This is a genomic window from Novosphingobium organovorum (assembly GCF_022832435.1).
Taxonomy (GTDB): Bacteria; Pseudomonadota; Alphaproteobacteria; order Sphingomonadales; family Sphingomonadaceae; genus Novosphingobium; species Novosphingobium organovorum.
This window is the reverse complement of the sequence record NZ_JALHLF010000007.1, coordinates 70,701-95,815: the sequence shown is the minus strand read 5'-3', so window position 1 is coordinate 95,815 and position 25,115 is coordinate 70,701. Positions and strand designations below refer to the sequence as shown.

Annotated in this window: 22 protein-coding genes; 13 read left to right on the top strand and 9 right to left on the bottom strand. The window is 67.0% G+C overall.

Annotated elements, in window-relative coordinates; genetic code table 11:
* The coding region (locus MTR62_RS03755) for an MFS transporter (protein WP_244017088.1) at positions 1-1,450 on the top strand (1,450 nt) is incomplete at its 5' end.
* On the opposite strand, the gene MTR62_RS03750 is transcribed toward MTR62_RS03755, so the two are convergent.
* The gene (locus tag MTR62_RS03750) at positions 1,447-2,283 is read right to left on the bottom strand and encodes a helix-turn-helix transcriptional regulator (RefSeq protein WP_244017086.1); all 837 of its coding nucleotides are present in this window, start codon (positions 2,281-2,283) and stop codon (positions 1,447-1,449) included. The two genes, MTR62_RS03755 and MTR62_RS03750, sit on opposite strands and share 4 nt — an antisense overlap.
* Before the next feature lie 150 nt (positions 2,284-2,433).
* Here MTR62_RS03750 and MTR62_RS03745 point away from each other — a divergent pair, with 150 nt between their 5' ends.
* The 3 genes from MTR62_RS03745 to MTR62_RS03735 are packed head-to-tail and all read left to right on the top strand — an operon-like array spanning position 2,434 to position 4,705.
* On the top strand, positions 2,434-3,321 hold the full coding sequence (locus MTR62_RS03745; RefSeq protein WP_244017084.1) for a BKACE family enzyme: 888 nt from the start codon (positions 2,434-2,436) through the stop codon (positions 3,319-3,321).
* A gap of 41 nt (positions 3,322-3,362) precedes the next feature.
* Positions 3,363-4,271: an SDR family NAD(P)-dependent oxidoreductase gene (locus MTR62_RS03740; RefSeq protein ID WP_244017082.1), complete on the top strand. Its 909-nt coding sequence runs from the start codon at positions 3,363-3,365 to the stop codon at positions 4,269-4,271.
* Positions 4,268-4,705 carry a VOC family protein gene (locus tag MTR62_RS03735; protein ID WP_244017080.1) on the top strand — a complete coding sequence of 146 codons (438 nt, stop codon included), beginning with the start codon at positions 4,268-4,270 and terminating at the stop codon, positions 4,703-4,705. The genes MTR62_RS03740 and MTR62_RS03735 overlap by 4 nt, the downstream gene beginning before the upstream one ends.
* A gap of 128 nt (positions 4,706-4,833) precedes the next feature.
* On the opposite strand, the gene MTR62_RS03730 is transcribed toward MTR62_RS03735, so the two are convergent.
* From MTR62_RS03730 to MTR62_RS03705, 6 genes are all read right to left on the bottom strand, one after another.
* The gene (locus MTR62_RS03730; RefSeq protein ID WP_244017078.1) at positions 4,834-5,583 is read right to left on the bottom strand and encodes an SDR family NAD(P)-dependent oxidoreductase; all 750 of its coding nucleotides are present in this window, start codon (positions 5,581-5,583) and stop codon (positions 4,834-4,836) included.
* A complete protein-coding gene (locus MTR62_RS03725) occupies positions 5,580-6,455 on the bottom strand; it encodes an amidohydrolase family protein (RefSeq protein ID WP_244017075.1) in 876 nt (291 codons plus the stop codon). The genes MTR62_RS03730 and MTR62_RS03725 overlap by 4 nt, the downstream gene beginning before the upstream one ends.
* Positions 6,452-8,728, bottom strand: coding sequence for a PQQ-dependent dehydrogenase, methanol/ethanol family (locus MTR62_RS03720; RefSeq protein ID WP_407672598.1), 2,277 nt, complete (start codon positions 8,726-8,728; stop codon positions 6,452-6,454). The genes MTR62_RS03725 and MTR62_RS03720 overlap by 4 nt, the downstream gene beginning before the upstream one ends.
* Positions 8,729-8,846: 118 nt before the next feature.
* Positions 8,847-9,644 carry a glutathione S-transferase family protein gene (locus MTR62_RS03715; RefSeq protein WP_244017071.1) on the bottom strand — a complete coding sequence of 266 codons (798 nt, stop codon included), beginning with the start codon at positions 9,642-9,644 and terminating at the stop codon, positions 8,847-8,849.
* Positions 9,644-10,411: a glutathione S-transferase family protein gene (locus tag MTR62_RS03710; protein WP_244017069.1), complete on the bottom strand. Its 768-nt coding sequence runs from the start codon at positions 10,409-10,411 to the stop codon at positions 9,644-9,646. The genes MTR62_RS03715 and MTR62_RS03710 overlap by 1 nt, the downstream gene beginning before the upstream one ends.
* Before the next feature lie 74 nt (positions 10,412-10,485).
* Positions 10,486-12,936, bottom strand: a complete 2,451-nt coding sequence (locus MTR62_RS03705) for a TonB-dependent receptor (RefSeq protein ID WP_244017067.1) — start codon at positions 12,934-12,936, stop codon at positions 10,486-10,488.
* 244 nt (positions 12,937-13,180) lie between these two features.
* Here MTR62_RS03705 and MTR62_RS03700 point away from each other — a divergent pair, with 244 nt between their 5' ends.
* Positions 13,181-13,969, top strand: a complete 789-nt coding sequence (locus MTR62_RS03700) for a CmcJ/NvfI family oxidoreductase (RefSeq protein ID WP_244017066.1) — start codon at positions 13,181-13,183, stop codon at positions 13,967-13,969.
* 90 nt (positions 13,970-14,059) lie between these two features.
* Positions 14,060-14,677, top strand: a complete 618-nt coding sequence (locus MTR62_RS03695) for a cation diffusion facilitator family transporter (RefSeq protein ID WP_244017064.1) — start codon at positions 14,060-14,062, stop codon at positions 14,675-14,677.
* A 76-nt stretch (positions 14,678-14,753) separates the two neighbouring features.
* Here MTR62_RS03695 and ligM read toward each other — a convergent pair whose 3' ends face one another.
* On the bottom strand, positions 14,754-16,160 hold the full coding sequence (gene ligM / locus MTR62_RS03690) for a vanillate/3-O-methylgallate O-demethylase (protein WP_244017063.1): 1,407 nt from the start codon (positions 16,158-16,160) through the stop codon (positions 14,754-14,756).
* A 164-nt stretch (positions 16,161-16,324) separates the two neighbouring features.
* Here ligM and MTR62_RS03685 point away from each other — a divergent pair, with 164 nt between their 5' ends.
* The 4 genes from MTR62_RS03685 (at position 16,325) to MTR62_RS03670 (ending at position 19,514) form a co-directional block, all read left to right on the top strand.
* Positions 16,325-16,810 (top strand): MarR family winged helix-turn-helix transcriptional regulator, encoded by a 486-nt coding sequence (locus tag MTR62_RS03685; RefSeq protein ID WP_244017061.1) that lies wholly within the window; start codon positions 16,325-16,327, stop codon positions 16,808-16,810.
* A gap of 159 nt (positions 16,811-16,969) precedes the next feature.
* A complete protein-coding gene (locus MTR62_RS03680) occupies positions 16,970-18,502 on the top strand; it encodes an FAD-binding oxidoreductase (RefSeq protein WP_244017059.1) in 1,533 nt (510 codons plus the stop codon).
* Positions 18,499-18,963 carry a c-type cytochrome gene (locus MTR62_RS03675; protein ID WP_244017057.1) on the top strand — a complete coding sequence of 155 codons (465 nt, stop codon included), beginning with the start codon at positions 18,499-18,501 and terminating at the stop codon, positions 18,961-18,963. Before MTR62_RS03680 ends, MTR62_RS03675 begins: the two co-directional genes overlap by 4 nt.
* Positions 18,960-19,514 carry a hypothetical protein gene (locus tag MTR62_RS03670; protein WP_244017055.1) on the top strand — a complete coding sequence of 185 codons (555 nt, stop codon included), beginning with the start codon at positions 18,960-18,962 and terminating at the stop codon, positions 19,512-19,514. Before MTR62_RS03675 ends, MTR62_RS03670 begins: the two co-directional genes overlap by 4 nt.
* 128 nt (positions 19,515-19,642) lie before the next feature.
* Here MTR62_RS03670 and MTR62_RS03665 read toward each other — a convergent pair whose 3' ends face one another.
* Positions 19,643-20,140: a nuclear transport factor 2 family protein gene (locus MTR62_RS03665; RefSeq protein WP_244017053.1), complete on the bottom strand. Its 498-nt coding sequence runs from the start codon at positions 20,138-20,140 to the stop codon at positions 19,643-19,645.
* 144 nt (positions 20,141-20,284) lie between these two features.
* Between MTR62_RS03665 and MTR62_RS03660 the strand changes: the two genes are divergently transcribed.
* From MTR62_RS03660 to MTR62_RS03650, 3 genes are read left to right on the top strand one after another with little or no spacing between them, the layout of a single operon-like run.
* Entirely contained in the window at positions 20,285-21,199 is a 915-nt protein-coding gene (locus tag MTR62_RS03660) for an SDR family oxidoreductase (protein ID WP_244017051.1), read from the top strand.
* A complete protein-coding gene (locus tag MTR62_RS03655; RefSeq protein WP_244017049.1) occupies positions 21,196-23,397 on the top strand; it encodes a PQQ-dependent dehydrogenase, methanol/ethanol family in 2,202 nt (733 codons plus the stop codon). Before MTR62_RS03660 ends, MTR62_RS03655 begins: the two co-directional genes overlap by 4 nt.
* Before the next feature lie 14 nt (positions 23,398-23,411).
* A complete protein-coding gene (locus MTR62_RS03650) occupies positions 23,412-25,022 on the top strand; it encodes a GMC family oxidoreductase (RefSeq protein WP_244017046.1) in 1,611 nt (536 codons plus the stop codon).
* The last annotated feature ends 93 nt before the right edge of the window (positions 25,023-25,115 follow it).

Below are 25,115 nucleotides of genomic sequence, written 5' to 3'. Positions count from 1 at the left end.
GCGGGGCGCTGCGCAGCGCACCGAAGCGCCAGCGCAATCCCGGCCTGCCAGCCCCGACCCGCGCGCGCCCGCGCTGCTCGTCGCCTTCATCCTGTTCCTCTCGATCCTCGAGGCAACGGTGATCGCCACCGCGCTGCCCGACATGGCGCGCGACTTTGGCGTCGCGCCCAGCGCGCTGGGCATCGGCATCACCGCCTACCTGCTGGTATCCACCGCGTTCCTGCCGCTAAGCAGCTGGATCGCGCTGCGGCTTGGCCCCCGGCGGGTGCTGACCTGCTCGCTGCTCGGCTTCGGGCTCGCCTCGCTCGCCTGCTCGCAAAGCCCGACGCTCGGCCTCTTCGTCGCCGCGCGCGCACTCCAGGCGCTGGGATCGAGCCTGATGACCCCGGTCGGCAATCTCGTCCTTTTGCGCATCACCCCCAAGCACCGGCTGGTCGAGATCCTCGCCATCTCGACCACGCCCGCGCTGATCGCGCCGGTGATCGGCCCGCCGCTCGGTGGTTTTCTCACCCAGGCCTTCGGCTGGCCGGCGATCTTCCTCATCAATCTGCCGCTCACGCTTCTGGGCGCGTTCCTGACCCGGCGCCTGCTGCCCCCGATCGCACCACAACGCCTGCGCTTCGATGCGCCAGGCTTCGCGCTCATCGCCACCGCGCTCGCGCTCGTGATCTACGGGCTCGACCGGCTCGGCGCGCACCCCGCGCACCCCATGGGCGCGCTCGGCCTGATCGGCGCGGGCGCGGGCATCGGCCTTGTCGCCTGCGCCTGGCTGCGCGCGATGCCGGGGCGGCTGATCCCGCTCGACGCGCTGCGCCACCACACCTTTCGCGCCATCGCCTTTGGCCCGGGCATGCTCATGCGCATTCCGCACATGGGCCAGGCGCTGGTCCTGCCGCTGTTCTTCCAGCTCGCCTTCGGGCTTTCACCGGGCATGGCGGGCGTGCTGCTGCTCGCCAACAACCTGGGCGATCTCGCGCTCAAGCCGTTCATCGCGCGCATCCTTCGCGCGAGGGGCTTTCGCACCGGCCTGACCGCGGGGACCGCGCTGATGATGGGGGCGACCGCAGGGATCGCCGCGCTCGATGCGGCGATGCCGTTCTGGTTCCTGGCGCTCGCCCTGTTCGGGGCAGGCATGGCGCGCTCGGTGCCGTTCACCGGGATGGTCAGCCTTGCCTTCGCCGATGTCGAGGGGGAGGAAATGCCCGGCGCCAACGTGCTCAACGCGATCGGCAACGCGCTTTCGGCAGCGATCGGCATTTCGCTCGGCGCGCTGTTCCTCAACCTCCCGCTCGGCCCGCTGCTCGTTTCGGATCCCCTGCCCTATCGCGTCGCGCTGCTCGCGCTGGCGGCGATCGGCGCGCTGGCCGTGGTGTTCTTTGCCCGCCTGCCGGCAAACGCGGGCGCCGCGATCACCACCGCGCCGTCAAGCGCGGCGCTGACGGCCCATTAGGACACCGCCAGTTCGGGTTCGAGCGCACGCAAGCGGTCGAGCCGGGCCGCATCCTCGGCGCTCTTGGGCGCGAAGACGATCAGCCGCTGGCTGGGCGCTTCCTCGATCGCATAGGAGCTGTGCACGAAGGAAACCCGCCCCACCCCTTCGATCCGGCTCGAATTTTCGCCTCCGAAATGCGCCTGGATCGCGCTGCATTGCCAGAATTCGCGGAACATTGCGGATTTTTGGGTCATCTCCTCGATCAGGTCGTCGAACACTTCGGGGCTTCCGGCCTGGCTGTAATCCCACTTGAAGCGCGCGGTGAGGCGTGCGGCCATCTCGCGGAAATTCTCCGGATTGCGCTGGTAGCGCTCCGACAGCATGAGGATCTTGAACAGGTTGCGCTCTGGCCGATCCATGTCGGTGTAATCGCGAAAGGCGCGCGTGACGAGGGCATTCCAGCCCACCACCGTCCAGTCCGCCACGATCACCAGCGCGGGGATCGCCAGCGCGTCGAGCATATGGCGCGTGGCCGGACGAATCGCCTCGTCGAGCCGCGAGGCCAGCGGCGGCGGGCGGTGCTGCGCAAGGCCGAAGAGATAGTCGCGCTCGGTATCCGACAACCGCAGGGTGCGTCCCAGACGCTCGATCATCGGCGCCGAAAGCTGGATTTCGCGCCCCTGTTCGAACCAGGTGTACCAGGTCACGCTCATCCCCGCGAGCGCGGCCACTTCCTCGCGGCGCAACCCCTTGGCGCGGCGCCGTTCGCCTTCGGGCAAGCCGACCTCTCCGGGACTGAGCCGGGCGCGGGCCGATTTCAGGAAACGCGACAGTTCCTCGCGATGCGACATGGGCTCTCCTCTCTCCTGCCTATCATCGCCACTACCTGTCAGCGGTCGTGATAGGATATGTGCTGAACTATTCCGTCAGTCTCAACTTGGTAATTTCGCCGCAGTGAACCCGAAATCAAGCGGGCATGCAAGGTGAGAGGAGAATCGAGATTGGCCCACAAGGTCTACATTACGTGCGCGGTGACCGGCAGTTCACCCCTGCCCGACCACCCCAACTTCCCCTTCCGCCCCGAACACGTCGCCGCCGAGGCGCTGGCCGCGGCCGAGGCGGGTGCCTCGATCATCCACGTCCACGTGCGTGACGGCGAGACCGGCAAGCCCTCGCAGGCGCTCGAGGACTACCGCAAGGTCGTGGGCATGATCCGCGAGAAGAACCGCGAGGTCATCCTCAACGTCACCACCGGGCCGGGCTGCACCTGGATGCAGAGCGAGGAGGACCCGGCGGTCTGCGGCGAAGGCACGCTGATGTTCACCGCCGAACGCCGGCTCGAACATATCCTCGACCTCAAGCCCGACATGTGCACGCTCGACATCTGCACGATGCAGCTGTGGGGCGGGGTGGCGATCAATCTCGACCCGATGATCACCCGCATGGGCCACATGATCCAGGACGCGGGCGTGCTGCCCGAGATCGAGTGCTTCGAGGCGGGCGACTTCGTCTTCGCCGACGATCTCATGGCCAAGGGCGCGATCCCGCAGAACGCCCCGTTCTCCTTCGTGCTGGGCACCAAGTACGGCCTTCCCGCAACGACCGAGGCGATGGTCTATTCGGCCGGGCAGATCCCGCGCGGCGCGGCCTTCACCGGCTTTGGCGTCAGCCGCCATTCCTACCCCATGGCCGCGCAGTCGGTGCTTCTGGGCGGACACGTGCGGGTCGGCTTCGAAGACACGATCTACTTGCGCAAAGGCCAGATGGCGCCTGACAACGCGGCGCACGTACGCTGGGCGGTGGACCTCATCGACCGGCTGGGCGGGCAGGTGTCGAGCGCGGGCGAAACGCGCGACCTTCTGGGGCTGGAGAACCACGCCTACGCCTGAACCGATACCAAAACAGAACACGAGAGCGATTGGAGAGAGGAATGACTGAGGTAAAGGGACGTACCGCCTTCATCACCGGTGGCGGATCGGGCGTGGCGCTGGGCCAGGCCAAGGTCTTCGCGCGGGCCGGCTGCAAGGTGGCCATCGCCGACATCCGCCAGGACCATCTCGACGAGGCCATGGCCTGGTTCGAGGCCGAAAACGCGAAAGGCGCCGGTTTCGAGGTCATGGCGGTCAAGCTCGACATCACCGACCGCGAGGCCTACGCCGCCGCTGCCGATGCGGTGGAAGCCCGGCTCGGCCCGGTCTCGCTGCTGTTCAACACCGCGGGCGTCTCGCACTTCGGGGCGATCCAGGACGCGACTTACGACGACTGGGACTGGCAGATCGACGTCAACCTGCGCGGGCTCATCAACGGCATCCGGACCTTCATGCCGCGCATGATCGCGCGGGGCAACGGCGGGCATGTCGTCAACACCGCCTCGATGTCGGCCTTCGTCGCGCTCAAGGGCACGGGCATCTACTGCACCACCAAGATGGCGGTGCGCGGGCTCACCGAAACGCTCGCGCTCGACCTCGAGGAGCACGGCATCGGGGTGTCGCTGCTGTGTCCGGGCGCGGTCAACACCAATATCCACGAAGCGCTGCTCACCCGCCCCGAACACCTCGCGGACACCGGCTATTACACCGCCAACCCCGAGATGTTCGCCCACCTCAAGAACGTGATCGCCTGCGGGATGGAGCCCGAGACGCTGGCCGCCTACGTGCTCAGGGCGGTGGAGGAAAACCAGCTCTACATCCTCGCCTACCCCGAGTTCCGCCAGCCGCTAAAGGACATTCACGCGCGCGTCATGGCCGCGCTCGCCCGGCCCGAGGACGATCCCGACTACGAACGGCGCATCGCCCACGGCGTGCCCGGCGGCGCGAAGAAGGAGGAGGAAACCGCATGAACAGCCCCTTCCTCCACTTCGAAACCCGCGTGCGCGCCCGCGTCGTCGCGCTCGACCATTTCTGCGTGGTGGTCGCCGATCTCGACCGTGCCGAGGCGTTCTACTGCGACGTGCTCTCGCTCGAATCCTACCCCGCCCCCGCCCCGCTCACCCGCGAGACCGCGCGCTGGATCTACGACCACGACGAGCGCCCGATCATCCACCTCAACACCCGCGAAGCCCCGCGCGCGATGGACCGCGACATGGCGCGCGGGCCGACTGGCGCGCTGCACCACATCGCGCTGCGCTGCGAAGGCTACGACGAGATCCGAGACCGGCTTGAAGACCATGGTCTTGTCTACGAAAGCAATTTCATCCGCTCGATTGGCCTGAGGCAACTCTTCGTGCACGATCCGGACGGGGTGCTGCTGGAGCTCAATTTCTTCGAGGATTGAAGCGGGAAAGGAGGACTCAAGGGGTTATTACCCCTTGCGCCCCATGACTGTAGAGGTCACGGCTCTCGGCCAGCGTGCTCTGGAAGCGGTAGGGTGAGCGTTTCTGCGAGGGGCAAGGTTCCTCGGGCTCACACCGTCAACGTCCCCAGCACGCCGCCATCGACGGCAAGGCTCTGTCCGGTGACGTGCGAGGCTGCATCACACAGGAGGAACGCGGCGACTTCGCCCAGCTCCTCGGCGCTCCCGGTGCGCCCCTGCGGCACGCGCGCGGCGATGTGCGACAGCGCATCGGGGGGGAGGTTGGCGAACATCTCGGTCTCGATGAAGCCGGGAACGATGCAGTTGCAACGCACCCCGAACGGCGCGGCTTCGAGCGCGACCGCGCGCGACAGCCCCAGCACCGCGTGCTTGGAGGCGACATAGGCCGCGTTGTTGGCCATCCCGCGTTCGCTGGCGAGGCTGCCCGTAACCAGGATCGCCCCCTTCCCGCGCGCCTTCATGGCGGGCAGGACCTGCGCGATGGCGCGGTAGGGGGCAAGCAGGTTGACGCCGAGCACCGTCTCGAAGGCGGCCTCGCCATAGCTCTCTACCGGGGCGAAGGCGCCTCCCGTCCCGGCGTTGAGGAACAGGCCATCGATCGGCCCAAGCTGCTCCAGGATCGCGTCGAACACCGCGCGCTGGGCACGGCCATCCGCGACGTCGAGCGCGAACCAGCGCGTGTCCTCCCCCAGTTCCTGCGCCAGTGCGGCCAGCCGTTCGGCCCGGCGCGCGATCAGCGTCACGCGCCCGCCGGCGCGCGCGATCACCCGCGCGCTTGCTTCCCCGATCCCGCTCGAAGCTCCGGTGATGACGACATGGCGTCCGGCAAAGGCGCTCATACCGCCAGCCCCAGCACGCGCGCGGCGTTGCCTTTCATGATCCCCGGCATCACCTCGTCCCGGAAACCGACGTGCTTCGCCGCCTCGATCCACTTGTCGGGGCGGATCAGCGGGAAGTCCGAGCCGAACATCATCTTGTGCCTGAGTTGCCCATTGGCGTAGCGCACGATCTGCGGCGGAAAATACTTGGGGCTCCAGCCCGAGAGGTCGATGAACACGTTCTCCTTGTGCAGCGCCATCGACAGGCTCTCATCGACCCAGGGCCAGCTGGGGTGGGCCAGGACGATCTTCATCTCGGGAAAATCCACCGCGACATCATCGACCAGCATCGGGCGCCCGTATTTGAGCCTGAGCCCGCCCCCGCCGCGCATTCCCGTGCCCATCCCCGAATGGCCGGTGTGGAAGATCGCGGGCAAGGCGTGTTCGGCGATCACTTCGTAGATCGGATAGCCCACCCGGTCGGCCGGGTGGCAATCCTGCATGATGGCGTGGAACTTGAAACCGCGCACGCCGTGGTTCTCCACCAGGTCGCGCGCCTCACGCGCGCCCAGGCGTCCCTTGCGCGGATCGATCGAGGCAAAGGGAATGCATACGTCGGCGTTGGCGGCGGCAAAGTCGGCCACTTCGTAGTTCGATACGCGCCGCGCGCCCACCCCGCTCTCGCAATCGACCGTGAAGAGACAAAAGGCAATGGCCTGCGCGCGGTAGATCTCGGCGATCTCGGGCATCCGGGGGCGTTCGCGCGGGGCCTTGAAATAGGCCGAGGCGGCGTCGAAGAACTGCGCCATGACCGGGTCTTCGGGATCATGGCACGAGACTTCGGCATGAACGTGGACGTCGATCGCAGCGAGCGATGCGAGATCGAGGCTCACCGCCGCGGACCCGTCTTCTCCTGATCCTTGACGATCTGCGCGGCGGCCTGGGTCGCCTTGTCGGCGGGCGTCGGGCTCGGCGCGGCCGGAGCCTTGCCGCCCGCCGCTTCCAGCGCCTTGTCCTCGTTGGCGCGGTGGATGACGTACTGGCGCACGTCCTCGATCTCCTCGGGCTTCATCACGTCGGCAAAGCTGACCATGCCAAGGTCGGTCAGCGCGCCATCGTGGACCACCTGCTGGAACGCGTCGCGCTGCTGGATGAAGGCCGAACGGCGCAAGTCGGGCAGCTCGCCCCCGCCCACCGCCGCATCGCCGTGGCAGGTGCTGCAAAAGCGCGCGAAGCGGTAGGCGCCCTTGGCGACCTGCTCCTTCGTCCCGGCAAAGGCGGGCGGATCGAGCGGCAGCTGGTCGAGCGTCATGGGCTTGGACAGCGTGGCCTTGCCGCCCAGCTTGAACACCAGCAGGCGGCTGACGTTGCGGATCGGCCCGCCATCCTGCGAGAGGATACCCGGCGCCAGCGCCCAGATCCCGCCCCAGCCCGCGACCACCGCGACATACTGCGTGCCGTCGATCTCATACGTGATCGGCGGGGCAACGATGCCGGTCTGGACCGGATAGGACCACAGCTTCTTGCCGCTGTCCGAAGCGTAGGCGGCCAGGTTCTGGGTCATGTTGCCCTGGAACACGAGCCCGCCGCCGGTGGCCAGCACGCCGCCGTTGTTGACGCTGGGAAACTTGACCGACCAGCGCGCCTTCTGCGCCACCGGGTCCCAGGCGATCAGCTCGCCCCAGGTCGCCTCGGCCGCGGCCTTGCGCACCGCCGGGTCCGCCGGCATCGCCCCCGCCGACATGTCGACCCCGGTGTTGAAACCCTTCTTCGCGGGCTTCCAGTCCTTGTCGGGGAAATAGGGCAAGGCGGCGTGCTGTGCAGGGATGAACACCAGCTTGTCCTTGGGGCTGTAAGCCATGGGGTGCCACGAATGCGCCCCCCCCGCGCCGGGCGAACCGACCCACATCTTGCCGGTCTTGTAGTAGCGCGCCTCGGGGTTCTCGATCGGCCGCCCGGTGACGGGATCGAGCCCCGTCGCCCAGTTGACCGGCACGAAGTTCTTGCCCGAGATGAACTTCCCGGTCTCACGGTCGATGACGTAGAAGAACCCGTTCTTGGGCGCCTGCATCAAGACCTTGCGCGTCTTGCCACCAATCGTGAGGTCCGCCAGGATGATGCTTTGCGTGGCGGTGAAGTCCCATGTCTCGCCCGGCGTGGTCTGGAAGTGCCAGACGTATTCGCCGGTCTCGGGCCGGACCGCGACGATCGAGGAGAGGTAGAGGTTGTCGCCCTTGCCTTCCGAACGGATGCCCTGGTTCCATGGCGACCCGTTGCCAACGCCAATGTAGAGCAAATCGAGTTCGGGATCGTAGGCCATCGAATCCCACGCCGTGCCGCCGCCACCCTCGGCCCAGTATTGGCCATGCCAGGTCTTCTCGGCGTCCTTGAGGTACTTTTCGGAGTTCTTCCCCGGCGCATCGGGGACCGTGTAGAAGCGCCAGGCCTGTTTGCCCGTATCGGCGTGATAGGCGGTGACGTAACCGCGCACACCCATCTCCGCACCGCCGTTGCCGATGATCACCAGCCCCTTCACCACGCGCGGCGCGCCGGTGATGGTATAGGGCTTGGCCGGATCGGTGGTGACCTGCGTCCAGGCGACCTTGCCGGTCTTGCGGTCGAGCGCGACGAGCCGGCCGTCGAAGGTGCCCAGGAACAGCTTGTCCCCCCAGGCCGCAAGCCCGCGGTTGACGACATCGCAGCACCCCTTGACGCCGGTGGCGCCGGGAACTTCGGGATCGTAGGCCCACAGTTCCTTACCACTCTTCGCATCGTAGGCGCGCACCTTGGACCAGGCGGTGGTGATGTAGATCACCCCGTCGATCACCAGCGGGGTCGATTCCTGCCCACGCGCGGTGTCGAGGTCGCTCGACCAGGCGAGGCCCAATTCGCCCACATTGGTCCGGTTGATCGCGTCGAGCGGCGAATAGCGCTGCTCGTCGTAAGTGCGCCCGTAGCTCAGCCACTCGGAATTGTCGCCCGTCGCGATGATCGTGCCATCGACCACGCCCTTGCTCGATACGCTTTCATGCGACGGACTGGCCCGTCCCCCACTGCACCCGCCCAGCGCCAGTGCGCCGACCGCCGCGATAGCGAGAAGTCCGGTGCGCGTGCGGGTGTGTTGGCGTACCTCATGCGAAATCGAGCCCGAGCCGGTGCGCGTCATCATCCTCTTCCAGTTCCCTTCATCGCCATCCCGGATCGACCTCATGCCGGGCCGTTTGCGGGAAAAGCCGTCTTTTTCTCTTTCGTGTGCAGGCATCCCCCGCTCGGGCGCTACGCCCTCAGCCCCAGCGGTTGATCTCCGGCCCCGGCGCAAAGGCGCGCTCGGGCTGCGCGGTGCGCGCCCGCGCCCGTGCGCGAGCCACGCTCGGCCGTGCCTTGACCCGGTCCATCCACTCTCCCGTCAGGGCCTTTTCCGCGAAGGCCTGCGGGACGATCGATACCATGCCCGCGAGCCAGGCATAGGTCTCGAAATCGGCAATCGTGAGCGCGCCCATCAACCATTCGCGCCCGTCGCCAAGCTGCGCCTCGCAGCGCGCGACCGCCTGGACGACCTTGGCCTCGCAGTCGCGCAGCTGCGCATCGTCCGCCTCACCATCGCGCACCAGATCCCAGCGCACCTTGAGATCAGCGCTCGCCATGCCTTCCAGACAGGCATCGAAGGCGTCCTGGTCCATCGCCTCCAGCCGCTCGTGCGAGGTGGCCAGATTGCCCAGCAAGGCCGCCGCAGGCGAAAGCCGCTCGGTGATCTGGCGGCACCACATCATCATTTCCCAGTGCGCGTAAGGGTCGCTTGGCTGGAGGCATCCGCTGCCGCTTGCCTCGTCGAAATACTGCGCGAGAAAGACCGATTCGGTCATCGCCTCGCCCGCCACGACCAGCACCGGCCCCTCCCCCTCGACACCCATGTCGCGCGCCAGTGGCTCGGCCAGTGCGGGGATCGTGTGGCGATCCCCCGCCAGCAGGTCGATCGTGCGGCACTCGACCGCGAGCGTGGTGTCCGCGCCCGTCTCATAAAGCGCGGCGAGGACGGCGAGCGAGGGTCCGTTGGGCTCGCCGTGGTAAAGGATGGTCGCCATCAGATGCGCTCCTTCTCGAGAATGGTCACGCGCTTCACCATGTCGGTGCGGCCCAGCGCCCAGCAGTCTTTCACCGCCTGCCGCGCGTAGATCGCGCGCAGCCAGCGCAGCAGATTGGGGGTCAGTTCATCGTTCGAGAGATGCGGCTGGCTGAGCGGAATGGCGTAGGCAAGGTTGAACCCGTTGATGTCGGCCAGCGAATAGGTATCGCTCGCCAGCCATTCGCGCTTGCCCAGTTCGGCCTCGAGCATGGCAATGCCGAGCGCCACGCGGCGCTGGCTCTCGGCGATCTCGGCCTCGGAGAACGTGCCGTAGATCGCCTTGCGCCAGGACACGCGCCGTTCGGGCATGGGGATGCGTTCGATCGCGGCCTCCAGTTCGGCCGGATCACGCTGGCGCACTACCGGGCCGATGAACACCGACCAGCCGATCATCGAGAAGCTGGGCGCCAGCCACTGGTCCATGAACTTCATCCACCAGCGCACCCGCCAGCGATCGCGCGGGTCAGAGGGCATCAGTTGGGGCCCCTCGAAGGTCTCGTTGACGTATTCCATGATCGCCGTGCTCTCGACCAGCGCGCGCGCGCCGTGGGTCATCGCGGGGATCGTGCCTTGCGGGTTGATCGCCAGATACTCCGGCTTGTGCTGATCGAAATTGAGCATGTCGATGTAGTGGCTGTCAAAGGGTACGCCCTTTTCCATCAGCGCAAGCATCGGCTTGCCCGAATTGGCGTTGGGTTCCCAGTGGTAGAGCGTAACCTCGGCCATCGCTTCTCTCCCGCGTGATGGCGTGTCAAACGAGGATACCGGGCCGCTTGACGCAGCCCGGTATCCGCTTTCGATCAGAACTTCTTGTTGATGCTGACGGCCCATTCGCGCGGACGGCCGACCGTGCTGTAGCCCGTCCCCGCCGCGCCATAGACGGCGGTAAAGCGCAGCGGCAGCAGGTAGTACTTGTCGAACAGGTTCTGCACCTCGAACGAGATCGCCAGATCCTCGTTCGCGTTCTTCCAGGTCAGCCGCGCGTTGGCGAGCATATAGGCCGGGATATAGTCGAGCGGCGAGGTCAGGGTCAGACGGCCCTGGCTCTGCTTGCTCAGGCCATTGAGGTCGAGGCGCGGGGTGAGCGAGCCCGAATTGCCCAGGTCCGCGCGGTACTGCACACCCATGCTCCAGCGCCAGTTAGGCGTGGTGATCGGATCGCCGACCTTGATCGAGCCGCCCACGACGTCCGCGATGTTGTCCCACGCGCCGTTGATGTAGCTGAGCGAGGCATCGAAATCGAGCCCGTCGACCGGGTTCGCGCTGACTTCCAGCTCGGCGCCGTACATGTGTCCATCGCCCGCGTTGGTGACCGCGGCACAGGTGTTGGTGTCGGTGCCGGGTTCCACCTCGTCAAGCACCGAGCAGTCCGAGATCGGCAGCTGGATGTTCTTGTAGTCGTTGTAGAACGCGGCCACGTTGACGCGTAGCATGTGGTGGAAGAAGTCGGTCTTGAAGCCCATTTCATAGGCGGTGAGCGTTTCGGGATCGAACGCGCCGTTGACCGCCTGGAGCCGGGTGAACGGACGCGCCACCACGCCGCCGCCCTTGAAGCCGGTGCTGACCGTGGCGTAGCCCATGAAGTCGGGCGTGAAGTGGTAGTCGGCCGAAATGCGCCAGTCGACCCGGCTGCCATCGTAGTTCGCGGTCGACCCGTCAAGCAGGCCCACCCCGAAGGCATCGTTGAGCGTGCCCCCGTCGAACGCCTTGCGCACGAAGGTGTAGTCCTTGTGCTCCTTGGTGTAGCGGATGCCCGCGGTCACGTTGAGATCGGAGGTGGGGTGCAGCATGACCGTGCCGAACAGCGCCTTGGTGTCGGCGTTGACCGGATCGTTGCCGGTGAACTGAAGGTTGCACACGCCCAGGCCGCCACAATAGGCGTAATCGATGTAGCGGATGTCCTGACGGGTGAAGTAGACCGTCTTCTGGTCGGAATAATAACCGCCCACGGTCCAGTCCGCGACAGTCCCGACCGAACCCGACAGGCGCAGTTCCTGGCTGAAGAAGTGGAACTTGATGTCGTTGTAGCCGCCGCCCACGATGTTGGGATCGGGCGTGAAGTCATCGTCGGTGCCAAAGGTGGTGTGCCACGCGCGGTAGGCGGTGATCGACTGGAGCTTGAGCGTGTCGGTGAAATCGTACTTGAGGTTGCTCGACACGCCCCAGCCGGTGAACATCGTCTCGTTGGGCATCGAGTAGGACTGGCTGGCATCGCCGCCCGCCGGCACGTAGAAATCGGCGTAGGTGCAGCGCTTGCCGCAGATGAAGTTGATGCCGTCGGTCTTGCTGGTATCATCGATCGTCAGCACGTTGGCGGCATTGGTGTGCTTCTCGTAGGAGTAGTCCCCGATCACCGTCCAGTCGAGCTTGTCGTTGGGATTGAAGCGCAGCGCGCCACGAACGCCCGCGTAGCCCTTCTCGCCCAGCTTATCCATGACGCAGTTCGACGGGGTCGAGGGCTTGGCGGTAATGCCCAGCGCGTTGTCGGGGTTGGCGCAGCCGTAGTCGATCTGGTCGACGTAGCCGTCCTGGCGCTTGTAGACGCCCGCCACGCGCGCGAAGAGGTTGTCGGTCAGCGCGAAGTTCATGCTGCCGCGCAGGTCAATGCGGTTGCGCGCGCCGTAGGCGGCCTCGAAAGAGCCGCTGTCCTCGGCCTCGGGCGGCATCGAGAACATCTTGATCGCGCCGCCGATCGAGTTGCGCCCGGTCAGCGTGCCCTGCGGCCCGCGCAGCACCTCGACGCGTTCGAGATCGAGCAGGTCCATGATCGAACCGGTCAGCGAGGCGTAGTAGACATCGTCGACATACATGCCCACGCCCGGCTCGTAAGCGGGGTTGAAGTCGTACTGGCCGATACCGCGGATGTAGACCGCCATCGAGGCCCCGAAGGCGCCGCCCATCTGCGTCATCTGCACGTTGGGGGCCTGCGCCGCGATCTGCGAGATATCGGTCTGGTTGCGCGCTTCGAGCAGCGCGGAATCGACCGCCGTGATCGCCAGCGGCGTGTCCTGAAGCTTTTGCGAGCGGAACTGCGCGGTCACGATAATCTCGCGCATGGTGTCGTCGCTGACCTTCTGGCCCGCGTCCTTGGCGGCACCGTCACCGGTCGAAGCGGCGGCCTGCGCGCCCGCCTGGGCACTGGCAAGCGGTGCCGCGCTCTGCGCCTGGGCAGCCGAGGAAGCGAACAGGGTGGCAACGGAAACCGTGGCAAGCAGGGCGCAGCGCAACCCCGATTTGGAAATGGTGTGCATCTTGGTCCTCTCCTGAACCAGCGCCGGAAATTCTGGGCTCCGTGCGCCTTTCATGCCGTCGCGTTGTGCGACATGTTGTTTGTATGGCATACAATATCAGGATGGCAAGTACGCAAAACCTCGCCGCTCGATTTTTTGCCAGGACGCGCGGTATCAGACGCGCGCCTCGCCCCCCCCGCAGCCGTCACAATGACGCTCTACGGGGGCCGGAATGCGCCTTGAACAATGGGAGAAAACCTGAAAAATGACCCTTATTTCCAGCACTATCGCCTATGTCGCCCGCGATGCAACGGACACGCTCTACCGCGCCAACGACACGACCCGTGACCGGGTCGATCTGGCGCCCAAAGCGATGCCGATCAGCGATGGACGCGCGCAAAAATCGACGCTCTATTGCAATGGGTATCAAATAGTCTCATGCGTTATGACGCCCGGCGCGCACGGTCTCCTCGAACCCGACCGCGATTCGGCCTGCGCGCTGATCGCCCGACTGACCGGCGCGGACAGCGTCGTCGCCTCCGCCCCGCCCGTCCACCGCTTCGCCGAACGCTCGGAGCGGTCGGGCCAGCTCGACAATTCGCGCCCTGCCCGCTTTGCCCATGTCGATGTGTCGAGCGCTGTGGCCGAACGCTTCTCGCAGCGCTCGTGCCCCCAGGACCTCCCCGCCTACCGCCACAGCGCGCACTACAACCTGTGGTGCGTGACCTCGCCGCCCCCGCAGGACGTCCCGCTGGCCCTGTGCGACGCGCGCAGCGTCACGGACGCCGACCTGCTCCCTGCAAAGGCCGTGTTCGACCGCGACGGAGAGGACCTGTGGTCCATGGAAAGCTACGTCCTGGCCCATTCCCCGCGCCACCAGTGGGTCTGGTTCAGCGACATGGCGCCAGGCGAAGCGCTGCTGTTCAAGACCTATGACAGCCGCCCCGACCGCGCGCGCTGCGTGCCCCACGTCGCGTTCGACAACCCCCTCGCACCGCCCGGCACGCCGCCGCGCTCCTCGGTCGAACTACGGGCGATCGCCTATTGGAGATGAGGCTGGACAAGGCCCCCTTTCTTTGGATCGCGTCCTGGCCCATGCATTCCTCGCTTGGGCCTGGCACTATCGCGCCCTATGCTGGTGGGCATGGCAGACTGTGGCTGTGGCAATACCCGAACCGATACCCGCACGCAGCGCCAGGCGCTGCGTCTTGCGCTGGCGCTCAACGCGATCATGTTCCTGGTCGAGGTCGGCGCCGGGGTTCATGCCCGCTCGACCGGGCTGATCGCCGACGGGCTCGACATGCTGACCGACGCGACGGTCTACGCCGTCGCGCTGGCCGCGATCACGCGATCGGCGGACTTCAAGGCCCGCGCCGCCTTTTGGAGCGGCACCCTCTTGCTGCTCACCGGCCTTGGCGTCGTGCTCGAAGCGGTGCGCCGCGCGTTTACAGGCGGGGCACCAGAAGGCCTGTGGATGATCGCGGTGGCAACCCTGGCGCTTGGCGTCAACGCCTTCGTCCTGCGGCTGCTCGCCCGCCAGCGCAGCCGCGAAGTGCACATGCGCGCGGCCTGGATCTTCACCCGCGCCGATGTGGTGGCGAACGCGGCGGTGATCGCCTCGGGCCTTGCCGTTCTGGCGAGCGGATGGATCGGGTTCGATCTTGTCGTCGGGGTCGGCATCGGACTTTATGTCATGCGCGAAGCGTTCGAAATCCTGCGTGAGGCGCGCAAGGCCGGATCGACCGGCGGCGGCGGCTCCTGACGACGAAAGGGACCGCCGGCCATGACGGCGGGCGGCCCCTTCCTCGGGTGTGATGCAGGAGGGACGCTGTGGGCCGTCAGGCCTCGACGGTCTGTGTGCGCCAGCCTTCCTGGTAGGTTTCGCGGGCGACGCGCGAATAGGGCACCGGCGAGACGATCGCGCGAACCGCAAGCTGCTTGTGCGGCTCGACCGTGGTCTTGGAAGTTCCCCCGTTCTCCTCGCCCCACAGCACGGTGACCTCGTCGCCGACCTGGACCGAAGGGTCCACCGTCGCAAGGCTGAGCGCCTGCTTTTCGTTGTACGAATAGCCGGTGAACATCGAGAAGCCGACCGTCTTGCCCGAAGCGTCGCGCACCGCGTCGTAGTTGGACGAAGCGTAGTTCGCGAGCGGCACGTCGAAGAACTTGTACTGCTCGCCGTCGGGATCGAACAGCGAGGCCATGATCTTGGCCATGTCCTCGGGGTGCCAGGCCAGCGTCACCTTCTTGCGCTGCTGGGCCGGGTCGAGCGCCTCCAGCGCTTCGCGGCCGTGGAAGTCATGGTCGAACTTGACGAAGTTGCCGTAACCCAGCTCCCACGGGTTGAGGTAGTAGTCCTCGATGTTGTCGGAAACGAACGAACCGCCGATCGAGCCGGTCGCCTCGTAGCTGTTGGCGCCGAGCCATTCGCGGAAGCCCTTGAGCTTCTCGCCGGTGTAGATGGCCGGGAGCGGCGAGGGAATCCAGCCCGATTCCAGCGTGTTGGACGGATAGGCGCGGCTGCCGCAGGGGATCAGGCCGAATTCCTTGCCCGCTTCCAGGATCGCGGCGCGGATTTCTTCCTGCTCCTCGTAAGGGCCCCAGATTTCCAGACCCGGCGCGCCCGACATGCCGTGGCGCAGCGTGCGCACGGTCTTGCCCGCGATGTTCATGGTGCTCATGTTGAAGAACTTGAGCTGTTCGAGCGGGCCGCCGTGCAGCTTCTCGATCACCGCCCAGGCCTTGGGCCCCTGGATCTGGAAGCGCCATTCCTTGCGGGTGACGGGCTTGCCCATCGGTCGCATCGGCGAACGGTCATCCAGCTCGATCTCGCAGTCGTACCCGCCGGTCTCGCCGTGGTAGCGCAGCCAGTTCGAGGCGGGCGCGCGGCCGACGTAGGTAAAGCTTTCCTCTTCCTCCCAGAAGATGATGCCATCGCCGATAACGTGGCCGTAGGGCGTGGTCGGCACGTACTGCTTGGCCTTGTTGACGCTCCAGCCCTTCGAGCTGTTGATCATCGTGTCCGACAGCAGCTTGTGCGCGTCCTTGCCGCGAATGTAGAGGTTCACCATGTGGTGCGACTGATCGAACAGGACCGCGCTGTGCTGCCAGGCCCACTGCTCCGAACGCCAGTTCGAGAATTCGGGCGCCACCACAGGGTAGACGTAGGCGCCAAGCTGCGAGTTGCGCAGCATCTGAACGATATTACCCGTCCCTTGCAGGACCTGCTCGAGATTTTGAGCCATCTCACCTCTCCTAAATGTCATGCCACAGCCTTGCCGCGTGCGAGAGGCAGACTATCGCGGTGCCAGAATCGGCACAAGAGATAATGTTAGTGAAACGAACTAAATTCACGACGAGCCGTGAAATCCCCGTTGATCCATTCCCCCGGCGGGCTAAGCAGGATGGCGTGGGTACGATCAGAAACAGCAGCACGACACCGCCCGGCGCTTCGGGCGCGCACGGGCGCGGGGACCTCGATTCGGTCCTGGGCTTTCACATCCGGCTCGCGCATGGGGCCGTCTACCGCCATTTTTCGGAGACCTTCAGCGAGCTGGAACTGACCCAGAAGCAGGTCTCGGTGCTCTGGCTGGTGGCCGAACAGCCCGGCCTCATCCAGGCGGATCTGGGCCAGCAACTCCAGATGGACCGTGCCACGACGACCGAAATCATCAACCGCCTCGCCGCGCGCGGGCTGATCCGCCGCGAGCCCTCCCCGTTCGACCGGCGCAAGAGCGCGCTCTACCTCGAGAGCGAAGGCGAGCGCGTGCTCGGCGAGGCGCGCACCTCGATTCGCGCGCACGAAAACTGGCTCAAGGAACGCTTCTCCCCCGCCGAGGTTGAAACCCTGATCGGCCTGTTGGAACGCATCCACAGCCTGCCACCCAGCCCTTAAGCGCCTGCCGAGGCAGGCCCCGCGCCAAGACGTTGACAAGAGCCGCTCCGAGCATCACAGTAACGAGTGTTACTAAATAAGAGAGCCACGGCGCGCGCCCTCGGGCGGTAGCGCATCGGGGCGAGGCGGAGAGAGATGGCAGCAACAGGCGAAAGGGCCGTGCCCCCGGCGCGTATCCAGCAGGCGCTCAGGCAATTCCAGTCGGTACTCGGCGCAGACCGCACCTTCTTTACGGACGAGGACGCGACGTCCTACCAGGACAAGTTCGCGATCGACGATGCGCTGCACCATCCCGCCGGCGCGCTCGCGCCCGAGACGGTCGAGGAAATCCAGGCGCTGGTGCGCATCGCGGCGGAACACAAGGTGCCGCTCTGGCCGATCAGCCGGGGCAAGAACCTGGGTTATGGTGGCAGCGCGCCCGAGCTTGCCGGATCGGTTGTGCTCGACCTCTCGCGCATGAAGAAGATCGAGTACGACGAGGCGAACGGCACCGTCCTGCTCGAACCGGGCGTCGGCTTCTACGACCTTTACGATTTCCTCCAGGCGCGCGGCATGAAGCACTGGTTGTCGACGCCGGGCAACGCCTGGGGCTCGGTCGTCGGCAACGCGCTCGATCGCGGGGTCGGCTACACCCCCTATGGTGAGAACACGAGCAAGATCTGCGGGATGGAAGTGGTCCTGGCGGACGGTTCGGTGGTGCGCACGGGCATGGGCGCGCTGGCGGGTTCGCCCACCTGGCAGCTCTACCGCTACGGCTTCGGCCCGGCCTGGGACCAGATGTTCGTCCAGTCCAACTTCGGCATCGTCACCAAGATGGGGCTGTGGCTGATGCCCGAGCCGGAATCGCTGATGGGCATGGATCTGGAGTTCGACAGCCCCGAGGATCTCGGCCCGCTGATCGACGCGCTCGGCCCCTTGCGGCGCGAAGGGCTGCTCCAGCAATCGCCGACCATCGGCAACTGGCTGCGCGCGGCCGCCGTGCTCACCACCCGCTCGGAATGGACCGACCAGCCCGGCGCGCTGAGCGATGCGGTAATTGCCGCGATCCGGGCCAAATACCGCATCGGCTGGTGGGGGGTGAGCCTGCGCCTCTACGGGCGCGAGGCGGTCAATAAGGCGGCCTACCCGATCCTTGAAAAGGCGATGAACGATCTCAAGCCGATGACCCTGCGTCCCGCCACCTGGAAACGCGGCGAGCCGCTCGAACACTCGGGCTGGACCGGAACGCCGATCACTTTTCCGATGCAGAACGCCAACTGGCATGGCGGGCGCGGCGGGCACCTGGGGTTCTCCCCCGTGCTGCCGCAATCGGGCAACGCGGCCATGGCGCAGTTCAAGCGCACTTACGATCGCTACCGCGAATTCGGCATGGACTATCAGGCGAGCTTCGCCTTTGGCGAACGCCACCTCATCAACGTCAACGTCGCGCTGCTCGACAAGGACGATCCCGCGATGATGGGCAAGGTCGACCCTTTCCTGCGCCAACTCGTCGCCGACGCGAAGGCGCAGGGCTATGGCGAGTACCGCACCCATCTCGATTACATGGACCTCGTCGCACAGACTTATGATTTCGGCGGCAACGCGCTGCTCAAGCTCAACCAGCGGGTGAAGAACGCGCTCGATCCCTCGGGAATCATTGCACCGGGCAAGAGCGGCATCTGGGCCGACGCGAACCTTGGAGCCAGCGCATGACCCCCGTTCGCACGCCCCGCCGCCGCCGTCCCTTTGCCCTCGCCACCGTGGGTGCGCTTGCCTTGGCCGCCGCGTTCGCCGCTGCGCACGCCGACACCCCGGCGCCAGCACCCGCCTCCGCACCCGCCTCCGAACCCAAGGGCCCACCGCCCCTGCCCGCCCCACTCACGGTCTCCTCGCGTCCCGACGCCGGACCAGGTGAGCGGCTGTTCCTCGAAAAGTGCGCCATGTGCCACGGGCCCAACGGCATGGGCACCGGCCTGCTCGCCCGCCGCAGCGACGAGCCCCTGCTCGAAAAGCGCACCGATCTTACCGCCGACTTCGTGATCCAGGCCGCGCGCATGGGGATCGGCAACATGCCCGCGATCCCGCGCGGCGAGGCGAGCGATGCGCAGCTTGCGGCCATCGCGCACTACCTCGCGCACGATGCGGCCCCCACGTCGCGAAAGGCGCGCCGATGAGCCCGCTCACCCGCCGCGCGCTGCTCGCCCACTCGAGCCTGGCCCTGCCCGCCGGGCTGCTGAGCGCCGCCCTGCCTCCCGGTGCGTTTGCCGCCGCGCCGAAGGACGCCTCGGTCCTGCTCCTCCACGATCCCAGCCTTGCCGCCGGACGCCGCTTTGCCGCGCGCGCACAGGCGCTTGGCCAGCCCAGCCTCGTGCTGTCGGGCGACCCGATCCGCCTGGCCCGCACGCTCCTCGCCACACGCCCCGGCCAGGTCTTTGCGATCAGCCAGGAGGCCGACCGGCTGCTTTTCATCGACGCTGCGCGCGAGCTCGGCTACGATGCGCGCGTCCGCATCGGGCACCGTACCGGGTGCCTTGGCGATGCCCGGTGCGGACGCGCGCCACACGATCTCGCCGCCCTGACCCGCGCCAGTGGCCCGCTCTGGCCCGAAGCCTTCGCGCACTACGCGCTTGGCGCAATGGACACTCCGCCCCGCGCGCAGCCGCATAGCAAACCCCAGGCCGACCGACTCTCAAGCGTCAGCTGGGTGCTGCACTTGCGCGGCTGACCCATTGGACCGGCCCTTCAGAAAGGTCGGAAGGACACCCTGCTTCCCCCCTCCCGCCTGCGGGCCGGGCCGGGCTGGGGGTGGGCTCTTGGAAATCCACCGAGAGAACCACCCTTGCCCCCTCTCCCCTACCGCTGGATCACCAGCGAAGCCGGACGCTTGCGCGCCACCCACTGGCCGCGTCCGGGGAACTTGCTCAGCACCGCGCCGTCCCACAGGCGCACGGTGCGGCGGTGGAAGCGCCAGCGCCCGTCCTCGCCCTTGACCGCGTGATCGTCGTACCATCCGGTGAAGCGCAGGAGGTAGGGCGGCTCGTCCTCGCACTCGGTGACGAAGGCAAAGCTGCGCATGGTGACCGATCCATCCGCCTGCGGCGTGAACTGGGTCTGGGTGACGTGGTGCTGGCGGCCGGGAAAGCCGGGCGCGTTGCGGTAGTGCTCGGCGATGCCGCGAATGCCTTCGTGCCCTTCCCAGATGTCCGGGTCCTCGAACACTTCCTCGACCATGCGCGCGTCGCTGGTGAAGCAGGCGACCAGCGCCTCGACGTCGCCGGTGTCGAGCGCCCAGCTGTAGTCGGCAATCAGGTCCTGCAGGGCCAGCCGGTCTTCGATCGCAATTGGTGCCAAGTCTCTTCTCTCCCATCTCGCGCCGATACCGCCTGCGCTTCGAGCGGGGGCCGTATCGCGCCTTGACGACATCGTAACACTCGTTACTGTTGCCCACAAGAACTCCGTCGAAGATTCGGAGCAGCTTGGGAAGAGAGAGAACCCTTGGGCAAGATCATCGTCACCGGCGCATCGGGCGCCTTCGGCCGCGCCGCGGCAGAGCAGCTTCTGGCGCGCTGCGCGCCCGAAGACCTCGTGTTTCTGACCCGCACCCCGGAAAAGCTCAAGCCCTTTGCCGAGGCGGGCGCACAAGTGCGCAGCGCGGATTTCGACGATCCGGCCACGCTTCCCGCCGCGATGCAAGGCGGTGAGCGGATGCTGCTCATAAGCACCGCGCGCGTGGGCACGCGCGTGGGCCAGCACCGTAACGCTGTGGAGGCCGCGGTGGCTACCGGAGTCGGCCACATCGTCTACACCTCGCTGATCGCCGCCGATGCGCCCGGCAATCCGGCCATCGTCAAGCTGGATCACCGCGCCACCGAGGAAATCATCGAAGCCTCGGGCGCGGCCTGGACGCACCTGCGCGACAGCCAGTACGCCGAGGCCATCGCGCGCGCCATGGTGATCCCCGCCCTTGCCGAAGGCCGCAAGGCCGACAACTGCGGCGAGGGCAAGGTCGCCTTCGTCAGCCGCGAGGACTGCGTGGCCTCGGCGGTCGGCGTGCTCACGCAGGACGGCCACGCCAACACCGCCTATACCCTGACCGGTCCCGAGCTTCTCTCGATCCCCGAGGCGTTGGCCATGGCGAGCGAAATCGCGGACAAGCCAATCGTGGTCGAACCGGTCGACGATGCGGCGATGTTCGCCTATTTCGACGCGCTGGGCGTGCCGCGCCACGCCTCCGACATCGTGCCCGACGGGCCGATCCCCTGGTCGAGCGACGACATGGTGACCTTCGGCCAGGCGATCCGCGAAGGCTATTTCGAACAGGCGACCGACCATGTCGCGAAACTGACCGGCAGGCCCCCGCGTTCTTTGCGCGACGTCATGCTCCAGCACTGCGCGAGCTGGCCGAAGTGAGCCGCCTGCGCCAAGCGCTCATCGTTGCGCCCGCCCTCATTCTCGCCGCCTGCTCGCTCGCTTCGGGACAAGCCGCCAATCCGGGCACCGGCGACGACTGGCCCAGCCCCAAGGGCGGGGCCGATGCCGCGCACTTCTCCGCGCTGACCGACATCAATCCGGGCAATGTCGCGCGCCTGGGCCTGGCCTGGAGCTATGACCTGGGCACCAACCGCGTGCAGGAAGCCACCCCGGTGGTAGTTGACGGGGTGATGTACACCGGGGGCAACCTGGGCCGGGCCTACGCGCTCGACGCCGCGACGGGCCGCGAACTGTGGACATTCACCCCCGAGATCGACATGCAGGCCAACCGCGCCGCCTGCTGCGACCAGGCCAACCGGGGCGTTGCCGTGGCGCAGGGCAAGGTCTTCGTCGGCACGCTCGACGGGTGGCTCTACGCGCTCGACGCGAAGAACGGCAAGGTCCTGTGGAAGGTCCAGACCTTCACCGACACGACGCGCGGCTACACCATCACCGGCGCGCCCGAAGTGGCCGGGAACCTTGTGCTGATCGGCAACGGCGGCGCGGAGTACGACACACGCGGCTATGTCACCGCCTATGACCTTGCGACCGGCAAACAGGCCTGGCGCTTCTTCACCGTGCCCCGCGACCCCAAGCTCGGGCCGCAGGAGAGCCCCGCGCTCGACAAGGCGGTGGCGACATGGTCGAAGGACAGCCGCTGGGACATCGGCGGCGGCGGCACGGTGTGGGACGCGATCAACTACGATGCGCGTTTCGACACGGTCATCATCGGCGTCGGCAACGGCGGCCCCTACAACATCGAGCGCCGTTCGCCCGGTGGCGGGGACAACCTCTACCTCGGCTCGCTCGTCGCGCTCGACCGCAAGACCGGGCGGGTGAAATGGGCCTATCAGGAAACGCCGGGCGACGCCTGGGACTTCACCTCGACCCAGCCGATGGTCCTCACCGACATGACCATCGATGGCCGTTCGCGCCCGGTCATCCTGCACGCGCCCAAGAACGGCTTCCTGTTCGTGATCGACCGCGAAACCGGCAAGCCGCTCGCGATCAACGCGCTCGTGCGCACGAGCTGGGCCAAGGGCTACGACCTTGCCAGCGGGCGCCCGAACAAGACCGCCAACGGCGCCAACTACTGGAAGGGGCCGCGGATCGTCTTTCCCGCCTCGCCCGGCGCGCGCAACTGGTATCCGGCGGCCTACGATGCCGGGCGCGGACTCTATTTCGCCTCGGTGCTCGACATGGGCAACCTCATGTTCCCGACGCCCCCGCTCGACCCCAAGGACCCGCACCGCAAGAAGGCGCTCAACATCCAGACCGCGCTGCTGTTCACCTCGGACCTGGAGCATTCGCTCGCCACCCTGCCCCCGCCGCTGCAGGACGCGGTCAAGGCGCTGCCCGAATGGCAGTGGGTCAAGGACAAGCCCTTTAGTTCGCAGGTCCGCGCGATCGATCCGATGACCGGCAAGGCCAAGTGGGCGGTCGACACCGCGGGCTGGCAGGACCGCCCCGGCGTGCTTGCCACCCGCACCGGACTGGTGTTCCACGGCAGCATTGACGGGCATTTCTACGCCCGCGACGCCGGGACCGGGAAAGTCCTCGCCAGCCTCGACACCGGACGCTCGATCATGGCCGCACCGATGACCTACCGCGTGGGGGGCGTGCAGTATGTCGCGGTCGCCACCGGCTTTGGCGGCGGCGGCTGGGGCTTCGTGCCGCGCTATTCGGCGGCCTACACATACGGCAACGAAAACCAGCTGCTGGTTTTCCGGCTCGATGGCAAACCCGTCACCAAGCCCGACCCGCTACCCGCCCCGCAGGTCGTCGCCGCGCCGCCCGCGCAAGCCCCCGGCGTAACGCCCGCAACCCTCGCGCGCGGCCAGGCGGTGTTCTTTGGCAACTGCGCGATCTGCCACTCCAACCAGATCCGCTCGGGCGTGCCCGACCTTCGCCGCATGCCGCCCGAGATCCACGAGGCGTTCGACCAGATCGTGCTCGAAGGCGCGTTCGTGCCCGCCGGAATGCCGCGCTGGGACGATCTCATCAGCAAGGACGATGCCCACGCCATCCACGCCTGGCTGATCGACGAACAGGCCAAGGAACGCAAACGCGAGCTGGAACTGCAGGCGCAAGGCAAACCGCTCGACGCGCCCAGCCTCACCATCCTGTCGAGCTATTGAGGGAGAGAGCGGCCATGAACGAACCCGATATCCTCGTCGTCGGCGGCGGATCGGCCGGTGCGGCGATGGCCGCGCGCCTCGCCCAAGGCGGCATCAGCACCTGCCTGATCGAAGCCGGGGGCACCGACAAGGTGCTCAAGTCGCGGGTCCCCGCGCTCACCAGTTCCCTGGTGCAGAACCCCGATTTCGACTGGTGCTACACCGTCGAGCCCGATCCCTCGCTGGGCGGACGCGCCGATGTCTGGCCCGCCGGAAAGCTGCTGGGCGGGGGAAGTTCGCTCAACGGGATGATGTTTATCCGCGGCCACAAGTGGGACTATGACCACTGGGCCGAGCTTGGCGCCACAGGGTGGGACTACGCCAGCTGCCTGCCCTATTTCCGGCGGCTGGAGGACAACGAGCGCGGCGCAGACGAATGGCGCGGCACCGGCGGTCCGATCGGGGTGTCCGAAGTGCGCGCGCGCTACGCCATCACCGATGACTGGATCGAGGCGGCGCAGGCGGCGGGCATCGCGCGTTCTGCCGACCTCAACGGGCAATGCGCCGAAGGGGTCGATTACGTCCAGGTCTCGCAGCGCGCAGGCCTGCGCAGTTCAAGCGCGCGCGGCTATCTTGAAGGGCAAAGCCACGGCGCGATGCTCGAGGTCGTGCTCGAATGCCAGGTGCTGCGCGTGCTTGTCGAAAATGGCCGCGCCACCGGCGTCATCGTGCGCCAGGACGGCGCCGAGCGCACGCTGCGCGCGCGGCGCGGCGTGGTGCTGAGCGCGGGATCGATGAACACCCCGCGCCTGCTCATGCTGTCGGGCATCGGTCCGGCCGAACATCTTCAGGACATGGGCATTCCCGTCGTGTGCGAACGGCCCGGCGTCGGGCGCAACCTGCAGGACCATGTCGGCACGCACCTCGTCAACACGGTCAGCGCGACCACGCTCAACACCGATGCACAAGGCCTGCGCGGGGCCTGGCAGGTGCTCAAGTTCGCGCTTGCCCGCACCGGTGCGCTGACCACCGGGATCGGCCACGCGCAGGCCTTCGTCCACGGCCGTCCGGGGCTTCCCGCGCCCAACCTGCAGATTTCCTTCGCCGCCTTCGCCTTCGATTTCGACGAGCAGGGCCGGCTGATGCTGCGCAAGGACGCGGCGGTCTCTACCCTGATCGGGCTGATGCGCCCCTCCTCGCGCGGGCGGATCACCTTGCGCTCACCCGACCCGCTCGCCCCGCCGGTGATCGCGCACCGTCAACTGGGCAGCGACGACGACATCGAGCAGATCGTCGAGGGGATCGCCATCGCGCGCCGCATCATGGCCGCCTCGCCGATGGCCGCGCAGGTCACCGGCGAAGTGCGCCCCGGTGTCCCGCTCCAGGCGCCCGAAGCGCTGCGCGAATACGTCAAGCTCGCCTCGATCCCGCTCTACCACCCGGTCGGCACGGCCAGGATGGGGGCCAGCGACGATCTGATGGCGGTGGTCGACGCCGACCTTGCGGTCCACGGTGTCGAAGGATTGTGGGTCGCCGATGCCTCGGTCTTCCCCAGCCTGCCCGCCGGCAACACCAACGCCACTGCGATCATGGTCGGCGACAAGGGTTCCGATCACGTCTTGAAGGCCCTGCGCGTCCCCGCCTGAGGGGGGCACGTCACACAGAGCAACGATACGGGGACCACCCGGGGAGAATACCGTAAACAACCGTTCTGGTTACACTTTTGGAGAGGAAGTAGC

Coding starts and splice junctions, on each gene's coding strand:
- MTR62_RS03750 (WP_244017086.1), bottom strand. CDS start 2,283: ATGTCGCATCGCGAGGAACTGTCGCGTTTCCTGAAATCGGCCCGCGCC.
- MTR62_RS03740 (WP_244017082.1), top strand. CDS start 3,363: ATGACTGAGGTAAAGGGACGTACCGCCTTCATCACCGGTGGCGGATCG.
- MTR62_RS03735 (WP_244017080.1), top strand. CDS start 4,268: ATGAACAGCCCCTTCCTCCACTTCGAAACCCGCGTGCGCGCCCGCGTC.
- MTR62_RS03730 (WP_244017078.1), bottom strand. CDS start 5,583: ATGAGCGCCTTTGCCGGACGCCATGTCGTCATCACCGGAGCTTCGAGC.
- MTR62_RS03720 (WP_407672598.1), bottom strand. CDS start 8,728: ATGACGCGCACCGGCTCGGGCTCGATTTCGCATGAGGTACGCCAACAC.
- MTR62_RS03715 (WP_244017071.1), bottom strand. CDS start 9,644: ATGGCGACCATCCTTTACCACGGCGAGCCCAACGGACCCTCGCTCGCC.
- MTR62_RS03710 (WP_244017069.1), bottom strand. CDS start 10,411: ATGGCCGAGGTTACGCTCTACCACTGGGAACCCAACGCCAATTCGGGC.
- MTR62_RS03705 (WP_244017067.1), bottom strand. CDS start 12,936: ATGCACACCATTTCCAAATCGGGGTTGCGCTGCGCCCTGCTTGCCACG.
- MTR62_RS03700 (WP_244017066.1), top strand. CDS start 13,181: ATGACCCTTATTTCCAGCACTATCGCCTATGTCGCCCGCGATGCAACG.
- MTR62_RS03695 (WP_244017064.1), top strand. CDS start 14,060: ATGGCAGACTGTGGCTGTGGCAATACCCGAACCGATACCCGCACGCAG.
- ligM (WP_244017063.1), bottom strand. CDS start 16,160: ATGGCTCAAAATCTCGAGCAGGTCCTGCAAGGGACGGGTAATATCGTT.
- MTR62_RS03675 (WP_244017057.1), top strand. CDS start 18,499: ATGACCCCCGTTCGCACGCCCCGCCGCCGCCGTCCCTTTGCCCTCGCC.
- MTR62_RS03670 (WP_244017055.1), top strand. CDS start 18,960: ATGAGCCCGCTCACCCGCCGCGCGCTGCTCGCCCACTCGAGCCTGGCC.
- MTR62_RS03650 (WP_244017046.1), top strand. CDS start 23,412: ATGAACGAACCCGATATCCTCGTCGTCGGCGGCGGATCGGCCGGTGCG.